The sequence below is a fragment of the Psychrobacter sp. HII-4 genome, assembly GCF_904846595.1.
In the GTDB taxonomy this organism is placed as follows: Bacteria; Pseudomonadota; Gammaproteobacteria; order Pseudomonadales; family Moraxellaceae; genus Psychrobacter; species Psychrobacter celer.
This window is the reverse complement of record NZ_CAJHBJ010000012.1, coordinates 58,761-74,234: the sequence shown is the minus strand read 5'-3', so window position 1 is coordinate 74,234 and position 15,474 is coordinate 58,761. Positions and strand designations below refer to the sequence as shown.

The following is a 15,474-nucleotide window of genomic DNA, read 5'->3' as shown; positions in this document are numbered from 1 at the left end:
GAAATGTTTGGCAGCCTCCCCAATACTAACCAGTTTCCCCATAACTTGCTCTCTATATTATAGATATAATCTATCTATTATAGTAATAAATAGGTAGGTTTGTATATATTTTATTTAACTGTTTGCAACCCCGATACCGCTATTTATAGCTATAGTGAGTTCAGTATAAAAACGATACAGTGGGACTGGAATAAATTTTACGCAGCCTCTGTCGGCGCAGGCACAGCACGCAAGGAAAATTTATACCAGTTCCACGTTGATATATAATGTATCTGTTTTATTGAGAATTGACTATATATAGCTCGTTTAATATGGCCAAACACTAAAACCTCAGCCACTGCCTTGATGATACCCAATTTGGCCTATATCATCCAGCGACGTCTGACAGACTCACACCCCATCTCTTAGCAAATTTTGCTACAATACAGGGCTTGGATGTTATAAGTGACATATCGCGGTTTCAATGAGTGGATTTAGGTGAGTGAATTATGGCAAAAAACGCCCTTCAGGCTCAATTATTAAAAGCTGGTTTGGTCGATAGCAAAAAGGCCAAAAAAATCAGCAAACAAGCAGAGCATGCCAAACGTACTGGCGACTCAGACAGCGCAGCAGCCAAAAAGGCGCTGGCAGAAGCTCAAGCAAAAAAGCTGGAAAAAGACCAAAAGCTCAATCAAGAAAAACAACGAGCGTTAGAAGAAAAAACACGAAAAGCCAATATCATTCAGATGATTAAGCAGCATCAGCTCACTGATACACAAGGTGAGATTACTTATCAGTTTGTGGATGATACGAAAATCAAAAAGATTTATATCACCCAAAAGCTCTATGATCAAATCGTCGCAGGCCATGTGGTCATAGCACGCCTAGAGGACAGCTATGCCCTGCTACCACGCCCACTAGCTGACCGGATAGATGCTAAGATGACAGGCTTTATGGTGGTATCAAACGATACTGCTGAAGACGCGTTGGCAGAAGACGATCCTTATGCCGCTTACGTGATTCCAGATGACTTGATGTGGTAGGTCGCAGTTATTCAATTGCTACTGACTAAGCATTAACCAAAACCCCCTATATAGGCGTTCTATACAGGGGGTTTTTTGACAGAGACATAAGAGCACTCATAAAGACTGTCATCAAAACGACAATTAAGACGGTAGCAAAACATGCTTACTCTTTTGATAAGCAGATAAGCCATCAGTCCCTAATTCTCGGCCGATACCACTTTGCTTAAACCCGCCCCAGCCCGCTTCGGGCACAACGATTTGCTGCTCATTGACCCAAATATGACCGGCTCGAATGTGCCGTACCATCTCTAACGCTGCACTCTCATCAGCGCTGACGATACTCGCAGCCAAGGCATATTTACTGTCATTGGCAAGCGCAATCGCCTGCGCGTTATCTGCAAAGGTCGCACTCACCAACACAAGCCCAAACACCTCCTCTGCCCACAAGCGACTGGTCGCTGGTACCTCGGTATAAATGGTCGGCGCAGCGAGGTCAAGCATCACTGGGCATATCGGCAAAACCTGCATAAGCATGTCGCGGATTTTTTGCAGCATATGATGAGTCTGCTATCACAGCCGGCAAACGACTAAAGCGCTTTTTCCGGCTCTTCATGTTTTAGGCCGATCGTTCTGAGCTTGCCTTTGTCATCGACCTCCTTGATCACCAATGACCACACATCATCGATCTCTATCGTATCCCCCGACACAGGCGCGGTCTCTAAGCTTTGTGCGACATACTCAGCGACCGTCTGCTCCAACATGCTCTCAGTGTTTTTTGGCTTTTTATACTTGAGAGTGTCTGCCAGCGACTCTGAGGTCACCATGTCGGTAAAAAAGGGCAAATCACCAAGCTTGACACTGGGTGATAGCAGCCAGTCACCATAAAAGTCATCGATGGCTTTACGGTCTAAAGTCGTGTCATTGAAAATCTTGGCGATCTTGCTGGCATGGTTGCCGCGCATGGCATACCAGACGCTATCGCCATATCTGAGTTTGGTGTCCTCCTCGACCACGACAATTTGCTGACCACGCACCAAGGCAAACACACTGATCTCATCTGGGCTGATGCGGTTGGAGATACCGAGCGGATGGCGACCTATCGCAAACGCCCCTGCTTGCACCTCAAACTCATACAGGGTAATACTGGCCTTGTCTGACACCCAAACTTCATGCTCTTCTTTTGGGTCTTTATTGGTCGGAATACGCACCCGAAATGCATTGGCCATAAAAGGAATCGTCGTCCCTTGCAGGATCAATGACAGCACCACTACCCCAAAGGCAATGTCAAACAACATAAAGGCATCCTCTATGCCAGCCATCACAGGCAAAATAGCAAGGGTAATCGGAACTGCCCCGCGCAGCCCCACCCAAGAGATAAAACCAATCTCTCTGTCTTTAAACTTAAAGGGCTTGACGCTGGTATAGACCGCAATCGGACGTGCCACCAGTATCATAAAGGCTGCAATCGCCACCGAATAATGCCAGACGTTGATGACGTTTGATGGCGTCACCAACAGCCCCAGTACCACAAACAAAACCGCTTGCGACAACCAAGCAAAGCTATCCATCACGCGCATGACATGCTCAGTCGAGCGCACCTTATGGTTGCCGATCAGTACGCCCGTCAGATAGACCGCCAAAAAGCCACTACCGCCAAGCAAATTGGTCGCAGCAAAGACCGAAAGGCCCGCGGACAGTATCAAAATGGCATACATACCCTCGGCCAGATGCACTTTTGGCAACAGACGCGCTAGCAGGTAGCCAAATAACAGTCCCATGCCCAGACCCACGCCCAGCTGCTGCAACAGCAAACCCAAAAAACCAAGAACGCTCTGACCTGCTGGATCGACATTTAAAGCAATCAGTCCTGTCACCAATAAAATGGCCAGCGGATCGTTGGCACCCGACTCCAACTCTAGCGTGGCTTGTACGCGGTCGTTTAGCTTGACCCCGCCATTACGTAGTAGCGAAAATACTGCGGCGGCATCGGTTGAGCCAACGATAGCGGCCATCAGCAGCCCAAAACGCCAATCGACATCAAGCAGCCAAGTGACAAAGACCCCAAGCACCATCACCGTCGTCAGCACGCCCCATGTGGCCAACGTCACCGCCGGCTTGAGTCCGACGCGGAATGATTTAAAAGAGGTACGCAGACCACCATCGAGCAAGATACAAGCGAGCGCCGCCTGCCCGACAAAATTGGCAATACCATACTGAGAAAACTCAATGCCTAAGATACCTTGCTCGCCTGCCAGCATGCCAACTATCAAAAACAACAACAATAATGGCACACCCAAACGCGCGGATAACGTACTTGCCATGATACTGGCAAAAATCAATAATGCTCCTACGAGATATAGGATATTTAAGGTATCCATCTATTTTAAGCCCTATGGTTATCGGTGATGACAAATGTTGCGCCTGCGATAGCACTGACCTGACGATATGGTGACGCGATCGATAATACTGCAAATAAAATGCTCAAAGTGCCTCTAAGAATAACTTCTACGAGCGAGAGCAAAAATCCTATTTTAAAAAACACTTTTCATATCTATTTATTTTAGTCAGCCATACCTTCAATTCATCTATAAGCATTTTTAGCCAAATCATGATACGGCCTCTCCTATCCTCTGTTAACCGTCTAATTTATCATGATAATACCCGCCTCGCTCACCATACCTGATAATAAACCTTAACTATCGACACGTATCGATAAGTGCACAAAAAACCCCACTCAGCACAGATGCCAAGTGAGGTCAGGTAGCGAGTAAATACAAGCGAGCAGATGACTGCTTCAGCTATCGTATAGCATTACCATGCCATCAGTCATTTTTTGGTTTTAGCGCCGCACTGATATCGGCCAATAGCGGCGGAATATCATGCTTATCAGCCATCACCTCTAGCATCACCAGCTTATCGGTGGTAGCAGCCGCTTGCTTGAGCGCGGCTTTTAGCTCACCTGCCGTGGTGACTTTGAGCAGTAAGCTGTTGTCTTCGGTAGCACCAAAGGCTTTTGGCATCATCTGCCAGTCACAACGAGGGATATCATTGTAGTGCTGGTTTTCGCCATGGATAGCGCGTTCAACGGTATAGCCATCATTATTGATCAGCACAATCACCGGATTGATACGCTCTTGAATCATGACAGCGATTTCTTGTACCGTCAGTAAGGCTGAACCATCACCGATGAGCAGCACGCTACGCTTATTTGGTGAAGCAATGGCAGCGCCTAGGCTGGCCGGCAGCGTATAACCAATGGATCCCCACATCGGCTGGCCATAAGAAGTCACTCCTTCTGGCAAGCGCACATCACTGATGCCAAAATACGAAGTGCCTTGATCCGAAAACACCAGATTATTATGATCTAAATGATCAGCGATGATATGCCACAGATCGTCTTGACGAATAGCCTCATCATCTTTGCCGTTTTGCTCATGCGGTGTCATCTCTTTACAAAATGGCTTAGGTACAACTTCGATACCAGAAGTCATCACTTCATGCAGCACTTGCAACGAGTCCTTTAGCGCAATCGGAGCAAAGTTGCGACCACTGATAGACGCCCGCTCATAGTGCAAGTCGACCACTATTTTTTGATCGATATTTTGGCTAAATCCTGCCGTCGTCGTATCAGTATATTGCACGCCAATTTTAATCAAACACTCACAGTTTTCTACGGCGTCCTTTACCACAGGACGTGAGGCGACACCAGCATAAGTACCCGCCCAGCGCTCGCTGTTTTCATCAAGCAGTGTTTTACCCCATGACAGCGTAGTATAAGGAATCTCGGTCTCAGCGATTAACGCTTTTAGCTGGTTTTGTAACCCCAAACGATGCACCATTAAATCTGCCATCAGCGTGGTGGTCTTGTTGGGCAAAAACTCGGTGAGCGCTTGCTTGAAGTCTGCCAGCGCCGCTTGACTGGTGATGTCTTCTTGACTGTCATCGAGCTTGGTCGTCGGTGGATAAATCGGCATTTTTGCCACATCTGGCGACAACAGAAGATAGCCTGGGCGGTGTTTTTTGAGGATCACGCGGATCACACGGTCGATCTCTGAGGCGGCGTTTTCTGGCGTAATCTGTGCCCGTGCGACGGTCACAGGTTCTACCATCTTGATAAAGTGATTGAATACCCCATCTCCAAGTGTATGGTGAATACGGCGTTTGGCATCTTGCAGCGCTGTGCTCGGCGCACCGACGACGTGCAGCACTGGCGCATACTCGGCAAAAGAGCCTGCCGTGGCATTTATCGCTGATAACTCACCCACCCCAAAGGTCGTCACCATGGCCGCAAAACCACGCTCACGTGCGTAGCCATCAGCGGCATAACCTGCGTTTAGCTCATTGGTATTGCCCACCCAGCGCAGCTTGTCAGAGGCGATGATATTGTCTAAAAACGTGAGGTTAAAATCCCCTGGTACACCGAATATATCACTTGCACCCGCTTCTGCGATGCGATCAAACAAATAATCTGCGATGGTATATTGTTGACTCATTTCCTTATCCTTATGACCTGTCATTATAAGTATGTATGATTGGTAGGTATCTATGATGAAAACCATCATAAAAACAAACTATAAAATGCATCCCAGCTTATTTTTCAATGCAAAGCTTTTGGAATGCATATTATAAGAAACCGTTATAACATAGATTTATGAGCAGATGACATACCTGTCTTGCTAACTTTTACTTTTTTCGTCAAGGGTGTTGACACCTCAAAAAAACCGCGTATAATACGCCTTCATCATCTGATGATAGTTAATCAAACGATGAATCAGCGGGATTAGCTCAGTGGTAGAGCACAACCTTGCCAAGGTTGGGGTCGAGAGTTCGAATCTCTTATCCCGCTCCAAATATTTAAAAAGCCTCACTTAATAGTGAGGCTTTTTTTTGTCCATTTTTCGGGGGTTATAGCGTTTTTCAGTATCAGCTATTCAGTCTAACTGTTAAGTTTATCTAACATATTAAAAGCTCGAAAATCAGCAGCGTGACCAAAACGTGACCATTTCGTGCCCACGCTATAAATACAGATTCTATAGTTGACCCCAACTTGCAATTCTCATCTTTATACAAATTGAGCTCATAGCGTGACCAAAACGTGACCAAATCATGGAAAAGTGAATATTATAAACAACCCCAACCTCAGTTATAAGCTTTGAAAAGCCTTATATATAAGGCACTGCTACTTGTTTCTATGCACATCTATTACAAGTTTTAGAAACTCTCAAGACTCTTCATCATCATCTTTAGTGTTAGGCTTATAAACAAATAAGTCACCCACCTGCACGTCTAAAAATTCACATAACTGATCAATCGTATTGAAATCAATTCTTGATGACTCTTCGTTATATAGCTTATGAAGCGTTGATTTGCTCATGCCAGTTGCTCTTACTACGTCTGCTACACGTAATTTTTTCTCGGCCAAAATAACAGGGAGTCTGGATATAATCAAAATAATTACCTCTTTTCGGGTAAAAATGCTTTACATTGAAGTAAAAAGGTAATATATTACACAAATCGGTTAATAAATACCTCTAAGCGGGTAATTTATTGCTGATTACTTCAAGATGCATTTTTACAGGTTGATGAAATAACTTTTATTCTATCACTTAATGCAATGACTTAATAACTGAAAAGAGGTAAATACTATGAGCAACACTTACTTAACAACGGATGAGCTAGCTGACCGTATCAAATACGACCCCCGTACCATTCGTAACCAGCTCAAAGACACGGTGCTGATTGAGAATATTCACTACATACGCCCTTTCGGTGGTCGTAAGATTCTCTACGTTTGGGAGCGTATCGAAGAGGATATGTGTAAGCCGGTTATGAGTGCTATCAATGGTATGGCCCTTCAGTAATACACCTAAACAAGGAGAGTTATCATGGCGACTATGAGAGGACGATTCGGCAAACTAGTAGTAGACTTCCGCTACTTAGGAGTAAGGTGTCGAGAAAAAACCACTCTGGAAGACACTCCAGCTAATCGAAAGAAGCTGGCTAAAATCATCGAGAAAATGGAAGCTGAAATTACCCTAGGTATTTTTGACTATGCGGCCTATTTCCCAAAGAGTGAGCGCGCACAGGAGTTGAAAGCACTGGCTGATAGAGCGGAAGCTTGTATCAGTCGCAATCCAACCTTTAAGCAGTTTTCGGAAATTTGGTATGAGGAGAAGAAGATTGAGTGGCGACCGAGTTATCAAGATAAGGTTCAGACTATCCTTGATAAGTATCTGTTACCTGAGTTTAGTGGCAAAGCGGTCCATGCCATAAAAAAAACAGACTTGCTGGCTTTTCGTAGCGCCCTCGCCAAAGTTCGCTACGGTAAAGATGCCCAGTCAAGTCTGTCTGTAGCACGGATCAACGAGATCATGGTACCACTACGTATGATACTACAAGAGGCGGCTGATCGCTATGAGTTTCAGATGCCTTATAAGAACATTAAGACGCTCAAGCAAGCGCGTCCTGATGTGAATCCGTTTACGCTAACAGAGGTATGGCTATTCTTAAAGCATGTTCGCGCTGACTATAAGGCCTATTATACGACTCGGTTCTTCACAGGGATGCGTACCAGTGAGATTGATGGACTGAAATGGGACTGCGTTGATTTTGATCGGCGTGAGATTCGTATTCGCGGTGCATTAGTCAATGGTGAGATGGGTCCGACAAAGACGCTTGGCTCACAGCGTGAGATTGCAATGTCGCAGTTAGTATATAACGCACTGCAAGATCAAAAGTCTGTCACCTATGGCAAGTCGGAGTTTGTATTTTGCAATTCACAAGGTAATCCTTTGGAATATCGTAATGTGAATCGTCGGATATGGAAACCCACCCTTGCCCTACTCGGTCTCAAACATCGGCGCGCATATCAGACTCGGCATACAGCCGCGACGCTCTGGCTCGCTGCTGGTGAGAATCCTGAGTGGATTGCTCGGCAAATGGGTCACAGTAGTACGGAGATGCTGTTTCGAGTATATAGCCGCTATGTGCCCGATATTACCCGACAGGATGGCTCTGCAATAGACACTCTACTACTGGCTAGTAAAGAGCGGTTAATAGGAGACTCGAGCCATTCTAAAACAAAGATGGTAGAACTTATCTCAGACGCTAAAGCAGACAAGGAGACGTCACAATGAAAATCATCAATTATGACAAACTGTTTGGTGAATTCAAACGAGATGGTGCGATCAGTAAGGATGCCAATCAGATTGCCAATACGCTCATCTGTGAGCTTTGTATTCAATCTGGTAAAGGTTTGGCGCGTTTCTTAGGAGTGAAGTCTTGTTTTGATAATCACATGGCGATGCGCGTATGGGTACAGCAGCGCTTGGATGACAATCCTGATTATCTTGTTAATGAGATGTGTCAGCAGCTGCAGAGCGAGCTTTATAGGCTTCTACCGCAACCGGCCTGTGGCTTTTAAGGAGAATGCTATGAGTGTAAAGCTTCAGCCAAGTATGACGCAGAACGCGCGAGATCTAAGAATTTGTGAGGATTACTGGTCACATGATAATAAAAGTGATTATATCGCGCATGTAGAAACCGTCTGTGAGAAGTATCAGATTAGCGCACAATTACTGTTCGAGACAATCGGTGAGTGTTTTGCATATTTAGATGATGTGCGATGCGAGTACTGTGGTTATGTGTGCCCTTTACAGATACCAGCAGACATTCCATATATGCGCTCAAAAGAGCGTTGGTGCTGTGAGGTATGTGAGCATGCTGTATGGCGGGAGCATAATCACAGATAAATTGTTCAACATATTAAAGCCAGGCAGCTTAGGTTGTTTGGCTTTTTCGTGAATGATGATACCCTACCTCTTAAAAAAATCTAAATTGAGTGTGTCAATATACTCTTATAGTATTAGATTTCTGACAAATATGTCAGCGTCCAGTTAGCGGATATTTGCTTTAAAAGGAACTACACAGTTGCTCATAACGTATGAGTAGAGCTATATTTTATATTAATCAGTATCAATAATCTTTAACAACTGCTCTCGAATATCTATAGCAGGTGCTGCCAGATTTATAGTAGAAAATTGAATTTTATGGTTATCAATGACAACATACTCATTCACATCTTCACCTATCGAAGGATGAATAAATAGACCACAAGCATTCTCATTAAGAGGATCGTCACTACCCTCTTGCGACCTTAAGTAAGCATACATCTGATAAAGATATCCGCTTCTTAATGTTTCATCTCGATACCGTCCATCTGTTGTTATAGAGTTGAACTTAGTATCGATAACGATGCGATGTGCTGAGTCAATATTATCAATGATGATGTCCGTCTTCATATTAGGAAGGATATTATCAATACCTAAGCTTTTATCACTTATTTTCCACTTAAACACTTTTCCCGAGCTTACTCTATAACATTGATTTGACAGAACCGTAGCATAAAATCCAGCTACCCCTTTTTCAAAGAGTTTGCGCAGCCATGGTAGATTGTCTCTCTGTGCTGAAGACAACTGCCTTGTACCTTTAGATTCTGTTGGTAAGGCCAGATTAAACGCTAGATGTGCAGCCGTTACCATTGGCTTATCTTCAGCATCATGTCTCCCAAACCTATCCACTGATACCTCACTACGACTGGGGCGTGTTTGACTGACACCCATTCGTCTTAGACGTATATCTAGCGATCGACACCAATTAGCCAAATCTTTACGTTTAACGACTTTAGAGATAGCCTCAAGAGCCGCTCGGACATATCTATTACGCGGCGTATCAATAGTTAGCTCATCAAAGCAGCAGGCGACCTTACCCCGCTCAAGCAACCTGCCTCTTTCAGTACCTATAAGGTCTATTCTGCCACGTACACGACTGAGCACAGCATCACGAGACTGATAGCTATAACTTAGGTTACGTTGAATGCGATGTTCGACCCGTCGACAAAGCATTTCGGCGATTAAGTCTGGAATATCATCAGGGTTCTCTTCAACTGCAATATTCGCAACGTCAAGCTCTCTATAGATATCGGACGCATAGAGCATAAGAAGCCAAAGATTACGAACAGGTATCTTGCCTATATAGTTAACATCATCAGAGGACTCTACAGCTATGTCTTCTTTAACTGGCATATACTTGCAAGCCTTCAGTCAATCGCTTGTGGGCTTTTCGAGATTTCTCAAGATCATCGAACCAATACTCATCGAGCAAAGGACCTATCTCTGTTTCTACCACTTCAACGAACCACTCTTTAGCATCTGTGATATTCATACCAACGGCTGGCGTCACATAACTATGACCTATTTGGAATTGAGCGCCAAGACTAGGATCTTTAGTAATCTCATCATTCAAAGCACTAATTCGCTGCTCAATGTTATCTAAGAATTCTGAGTCAATACCATTCTTATCTCTTACCCAATCACGCCAGGCTTTACCAAGTATCGGTTCAAGATCGATAAAGGCAAAACGACGACGCAAGGCCAGATCAACCAATGCAAGCGAGCGGTCAGCAATATTCATTGTGCCGATGACATATAAATTACTAGGTATATAAATACGTTCACCAGCAGTTTTTCTATAAGACAGTTCTAACGCTTCATCTGGCGATCTTTTATCGACCTCAAGTAACGTGAGCATCTCACCAAATACTTGAGCCGGATTGCCTCGGTTAATCTCTTCGATGACGATGACATATTTTGACTCAGGATCATCTATGGCAGTTTTAATCACTTCCATAAAAGGACCATCTACCAATGTCAGCTTGCCCTCGCCTGATGGACGCCACCCGCGAATAAAATCTTCATAGGATAGGTTTGGATGAAACTGCACAGCTCTTATCTTACTGTCGTCACGTTGACCGATCAAAGCAAAGGCCAATCTTTTTGCAAGCCAAGTTTTGCCAGTACCGGGAGGACCCTGTAGTATAATGTTTTTCTTAGCTTGAAGACGCTTAAGTACCATCTCAATCTTAGATTGAGGTAAAAAACATCCGTCAGCTGTAATATCATCAATAGAGTAGCTGTCAGGAGCTACCAATGTATCAATCTCAGAATCTGTTTCGACATCAAGATCATTGACCAGATCTTCACTTAGTAAACGATATACTCCCTTACCAAGTGACTTCATTTCTCCATCTTTGACCATTTTATTTAATAGGTATTTAACATCTCTTTCAATATCACTGTTCTTAGGATACCTTTCTTTAATATCATCAGTAAATCTTTCTAAAAACTCATCTATCGTAAATTCATAAGACTGCTTTTCATTACAAAGCTGTTTTACTTGAGAAGGAATCATCTCTTTCCAATTCTTTTTAGAGACTTCATCAGTCTTACCCGTACCATGCGCATCATCTAAAACCGTCTCTGATCTATCTAAATCTAATAAGCTATCACCCATCTCATAAACATAAAACATCTTATCAATTACACCGAAGTGTCTATCTTCACTCTCCAATCCAAGCTCATCAAAAATAGTGGAATCTAACTGCTTTGCAAGTTTAATATAGGTTTCAGGATTACTATTATTTTTTCGCAATTTTTCTAAACCAACAAATTTAAAGCCTTCTGAACAATAACCATTGGTCAATGGAAAAGCAGTTGGGAAAATTGGATAGATAATATTGGCAACTATATTGGTGGTAATGTGGTTCACACTAAAATCCAAGCCTGAATCTAAATATAGTTGTCTTGCTTTTTCTTTATTAGCTTTATCAGACCGGTATAGTTCAGATAGACATTCGATAAGATGTTTAAGATTAGTAGCAAATTTAATATATTCTATTTTTAGAATATCACTTAAGTCTGCGTATTTAATGACTCCAAAGCTTCTATAGAATCCGCCAGCAGCAACCGATGACGATGATATATCATGCTCTTTAGGAGGGTTTAAATCTTTAATCTTATCCAAATAACAATCTTTAGCCACTATCATATGATTTTTTATAACGGAGTTCTTATCTTTTATGAGGTCTAGCTTCTTTTCAAATGGAACACCTATACTGAGTTTCAAAATATTTACTACAAAATCTACTGGATGATCATTTATCTCATCATCAGTAGTCTGATTAACATATGCCATTATAAATTCTGCTGAAAGCGTGGCACCTAGCTTTTCAACTTCGATATAATTGAGGTCTTTTGTTCTATCATACAAATTTTGTAAGTTCATTTTTACCCTATTCAAGATTAGTGGCTAATTTTGAGTTGATTCTGCTAGATGAAAATTTATTGATACCAGTACTTAAGCGCCTTTTTTGTTAAAAGTCTTACTCAATAAACCGACTGAATCAGCTCTTGTGTGATCTCAGTGTTTGGTTCTAACATATCGTCAGCAAGACGACGCTTACTAGATAACAGCTTGTCCAGTTTGATTTCAAAGGTCTCGAAATCTTGTGCTGCAATAGACGGATAGTACACATAGACCTCTTTATCTTGTCCAATGCGATATGCCCTATCTGTCGCCTGGTCTTCTTTAGCAGGGTTCCAGCTCCGTGTATAATGAATCACATGATTCGCCTTTTGGATATTCACCCCGAAGCCAACAGCTACCGTAGATAAGATAATCGCATTAAACCCTTCTATTTCTTGAAACTTATCAATAGTTGCCTGCCGAGTTAACCCTTTTTTACTGTCGGTATTTGTGTCGCCGTTTACAGTCGTCACATTTAAACCATATCGCTCAAGTAAAAGGCGCTTTATAAATACTTGAATGTCTCTAAACTCAGTAAAAATAATAACCTTCTCATTTTTTTGTTTTATGAGCTCTAAAGTCTCTATTAGCCATATAGCTTTAGGCGAATCATTGATCGTTGCTTGCTGATGTAGCTTTAAGGGATGGGCACAAATCATCCGCATATCATGCAGCGCTTTTAACATCACGCCCTTATTACCTTGCTCAGATAGACTCTGAGTGTCATTAGATACTTGCTTATATAACGTGCGTTGTAACTGTGAAATTGTAATATCCTTACAATCATCAACCTCATGCTTTGCGGGCAACTCAGCGACATCGTGTTTCATACGTCTCAATACTTGCGGCTCAATCAATTGACGAAGATGATTTATTATTGCGCCATTCTCATCCTCTTTTCTCTCAATAGGCCGGCGGTACTCTTTGTTAAACTCAGTTAAAGAGCCGAGCAAGTTTTCTTGTATAAAATCAAATAAGCACCACAGATCTACCAGTGAGTTTTCTACAGGTGTGCCGGTACAAGCAACCTTAAAGTCAGCTTTTTGTGCTTTAGCAGCTTTTGTCACCATAGCAGTAGGCACTTTAATTTTTTGTGCCTCATCGCAGACCATAACGCTCCAGTCCACCCTCCCTAAGGAGAACTCAAGATCTCGCATGGTTTCATAAGTGGTGAGCACAATATCTGCACCGCCCAACCAATTATCTTCAAGTAGCTTTGTAATGCCATAATCATCTCTTAATTGAGAAGATATTAAGTGCTTAGGTATTTTTCGCTGTTTTAAATTATCACCATATAGACTCAACACTTTGCCAAACTTGGCACTAAAAAATCGATTGATTTCAGACTCCCAGTTTTCTAGCAATGATACGGGCGCTACCACTAATGCAGGTTTTTTATCTTCTGCTGTTTCTAGAATTTCTCCAATAAAACAAAGTAACTGCAGCGTTTTTCCTAGCCCCATATCATCGGCTAGTAGGCAACCACTCACCTGCATCGGCGCATACTGATATAGATTTTGTAGCCAAGCAACACCATACTCTTGATGCTTTTTTAAACTAAACTCTTGGCTTCTAAAGCTGGATGGCAGTCTTGCTGCTGGGCAGTTTTTTTCATTAAGGCTTAGGACTTCAGCTCGCTGCTTGGTAAAATCAGCCTCATCAATATTATTGGCAATCAACAAGGTGGATTTTTTCTTTTTTTCCGCCGCCTCTGGTTGCTCGTGCTCGGTATTACTCTCAGCTGCGTTCTCATTTTTTGAAACACAAAGCTCATTTAGTAAGCGCTTTGCTTCGTCTAATGGAATAGATACATCGCTCTCTGGATGTTGTACAAAGCCTGATCCTTCTAATTCTGCCTGCTCAATCTGCTGCTTAAGTCGTTCAGTAGTAGTCTCAATATCATTATCAGTCGTCAGCTGAGATAAAGTAGCAGACTCTTCGATAAGATTCTGTGGCAACCATTGTGACTCGCCGCTATCTTTTTGAATGGCTTCAGAACTCAGCTTTTCGGCTTCTCCAATCCCTATTACTCGATCGCTGTAATTATTTAAATCCAGTACGTTTTTAGCTTGCAAATCATCTTCATACTGCTGAATATTTTCTAGATCATTTTTAAGCGCGGCTACTTGATCATCTAAATAGCTGGTTCTATCGATGTTATAGCCCGCCCATAGAAAAATAGGAGATGTTTTCCCATAAGCAGCTATAAAATGCTCAGCCTGCACTACATTGGAGAGCGCTAATAAAATAGGATCTGCTTCTCGATCTGAGTTTTCATGCAGTGTCAGCTGAGCTGAAATAAAATATGATGATTCATCGTAAGCTTTATCGATACTCATACGATAGCTATAGATTTCTGCCTCTTCTTTCGATTGCTCGAAACCCTCTGAAGATATGACTTCAACTGCGTCATCACCTAACTGAGAAAAAGGGTTATGCAAAAAAGTCTGTGCACGCTCGCCAGTGATGCGCCGATTGGGCATTTTCTTGATTTCACTGAGTACGCTTTTGACTTGTGGCTCGATGATGACATGCGCAAGGCCGCCTTCTGGCAAGCTGATTGTATATTCACTTTGAACGTCATTATAGCTATCGAAAGTTTGCAGCCAGTTTGCAGGCGCGTCTTTAAAGTCAGGCTGTACTTCAACTATCGATTCTGTGCTCACTAAGTTTTTACGAAGATTAAGTTGCAGCTCTTCTGGGGCGAGTACGATAGTTTTACGTAAAAACTCATCTAAATTGGCTTCACTTTTATTAGCTAAACTACGTATTTGCGCCCAGTACTTTTGATTTAATGCTTTGTTCTTATCCGTAATACGAGAGAATGCTTTAATCTTTTCAACCAGTTTCCAGGCCGACTCATTTAATAAATATTCTTTGCCAGCAATACTAACAATAGCGCCTTCTCGCTTGACCGACCCTTTAAACTTAACCTTGTTTTTATCACACCAGCCGTCAAGAATGATTTGGAAATCTTTGTCACTTAGACCCTTTTCACTACGGATGACCGGATATAATTCACTTGATGGTGGCAAGTTAAGCCATTCAATGGCATTACTGTCTATAGTATGTTCAGGGTCTTGCTGTATCTCAAAAAGCGCTTCCCATGGCAGTACATAGCCATCATCTGATTGATAAGCGAGCTCTTCATCTGCCAAACTCTCCCAATAAAAATCGGCATCTGTTTTGGCTACCGATTTATAGTTATGCCTTAAACCAATATCATCATATTGCAGTGGCGCAGACTCGACACTATTGACTACAGTTTCTGATGTTGCGGTCTGCTTGTTTTTATTTTTTTTCCAAAATGCTAGTTTCATAACTGCTC

At 42.7% G+C, this 15,474-nt stretch carries 11 protein-coding genes and 1 tRNA gene; 5 read left to right on the top strand and 7 right to left on the bottom strand.

From position 1 onward, the window contains the following. Positions 1–488 precede the first annotated feature (488 nt). Positions 489–1,022 carry a DUF2058 domain-containing protein gene (locus JMX98_RS07760; protein ID WP_201585720.1) on the top strand — a complete coding sequence of 178 codons (534 nt, stop codon included), beginning with the start codon at positions 489–491 and terminating at the stop codon, positions 1,020–1,022. A 123-nt stretch (positions 1,023–1,145) separates the two neighbouring features. Here JMX98_RS07760 and JMX98_RS07755 read toward each other — a convergent pair whose 3' ends face one another. The 3 genes from JMX98_RS07755 to JMX98_RS07745 all read right to left on the bottom strand — a co-directional run bounded on the left by JMX98_RS07755 (position 1,146) and on the right by JMX98_RS07745 (position 5,497). Continuing rightward, positions 1,146–1,559 carry an aldehyde dehydrogenase family protein gene (locus tag JMX98_RS07755; protein ID WP_201585719.1) on the bottom strand — a complete coding sequence of 138 codons (414 nt, stop codon included), beginning with the start codon at positions 1,557–1,559 and terminating at the stop codon, positions 1,146–1,148. A 32-nt stretch (positions 1,560–1,591) separates the two neighbouring features. Further along, entirely contained in the window at positions 1,592–3,382 is a 1,791-nt protein-coding gene (locus tag JMX98_RS07750) for a potassium/proton antiporter (protein ID WP_201585718.1), read from the bottom strand. 444 nt (positions 3,383–3,826) lie between these two features. Further along, positions 3,827–5,497, bottom strand: coding sequence for an alpha-keto acid decarboxylase family protein (locus tag JMX98_RS07745; RefSeq protein WP_201585716.1), 1,671 nt, complete (start codon positions 5,495–5,497; stop codon positions 3,827–3,829). A 281-nt stretch (positions 5,498–5,778) separates the two neighbouring features. On the opposite strand from JMX98_RS07745, the gene JMX98_RS07740 reads away from it, so the two are divergent. After that, positions 5,779–5,853, top strand: a tRNA-Gly gene (locus JMX98_RS07740). Between the two features lie 372 nt (positions 5,854–6,225). Here JMX98_RS07740 and JMX98_RS07735 read toward each other — a convergent pair. After that, positions 6,226–6,453, bottom strand: coding sequence for a helix-turn-helix domain-containing protein (locus tag JMX98_RS07735; RefSeq protein ID WP_201585715.1), 228 nt, complete (start codon positions 6,451–6,453; stop codon positions 6,226–6,228). A gap of 196 nt (positions 6,454–6,649) precedes the next feature. On the opposite strand from JMX98_RS07735, the gene JMX98_RS07730 reads away from it, so the two are divergent. Genes JMX98_RS07730 through JMX98_RS07720 form a run of 3 tightly spaced genes read left to right on the top strand, consistent with a single transcriptional unit; the run spans position 6,650 to position 8,427 of the window. Beyond that, entirely contained in the window at positions 6,650–6,865 is a 216-nt protein-coding gene (locus JMX98_RS07730) for a hypothetical protein (protein WP_192994003.1), read from the top strand. 24 nt (positions 6,866–6,889) lie between these two features. Then, the gene (locus JMX98_RS07725; RefSeq protein WP_201585714.1) at positions 6,890–8,140 is read left to right on the top strand and encodes a tyrosine-type recombinase/integrase; all 1,251 of its coding nucleotides are present in this window, start codon (positions 6,890–6,892) and stop codon (positions 8,138–8,140) included. Continuing rightward, positions 8,137–8,427: a hypothetical protein gene (locus JMX98_RS07720; RefSeq protein ID WP_201585713.1), complete on the top strand. Its 291-nt coding sequence runs from the start codon at positions 8,137–8,139 to the stop codon at positions 8,425–8,427. Before JMX98_RS07725 ends, JMX98_RS07720 begins: the two co-directional genes overlap by 4 nt. A 541-nt stretch (positions 8,428–8,968) precedes the next feature. Here the strand turns inward: JMX98_RS07720 and mcrC are convergent. From mcrC to JMX98_RS07705, 3 genes are all read right to left on the bottom strand, one after another. Beyond that, on the bottom strand, positions 8,969–10,087 hold the full coding sequence (gene mcrC, locus JMX98_RS07715; protein ID WP_201585712.1) for a 5-methylcytosine-specific restriction endonuclease system specificity protein McrC: 1,119 nt from the start codon (positions 10,085–10,087) through the stop codon (positions 8,969–8,971). Next, a complete protein-coding gene (locus tag JMX98_RS07710) occupies positions 10,077–12,125 on the bottom strand; it encodes an AAA family ATPase (protein ID WP_201585711.1) in 2,049 nt (682 codons plus the stop codon). The genes mcrC and JMX98_RS07710 overlap by 11 nt, the downstream gene beginning before the upstream one ends. Before the next feature lie 101 nt (positions 12,126–12,226). Further along, positions 12,227–15,466 (bottom strand): DEAD/DEAH box helicase, encoded by a 3,240-nt coding sequence (locus JMX98_RS07705; RefSeq protein WP_201585710.1) that lies wholly within the window; start codon positions 15,464–15,466, stop codon positions 12,227–12,229. Between the last annotated feature and the right edge of the window lie 8 nt (positions 15,467–15,474).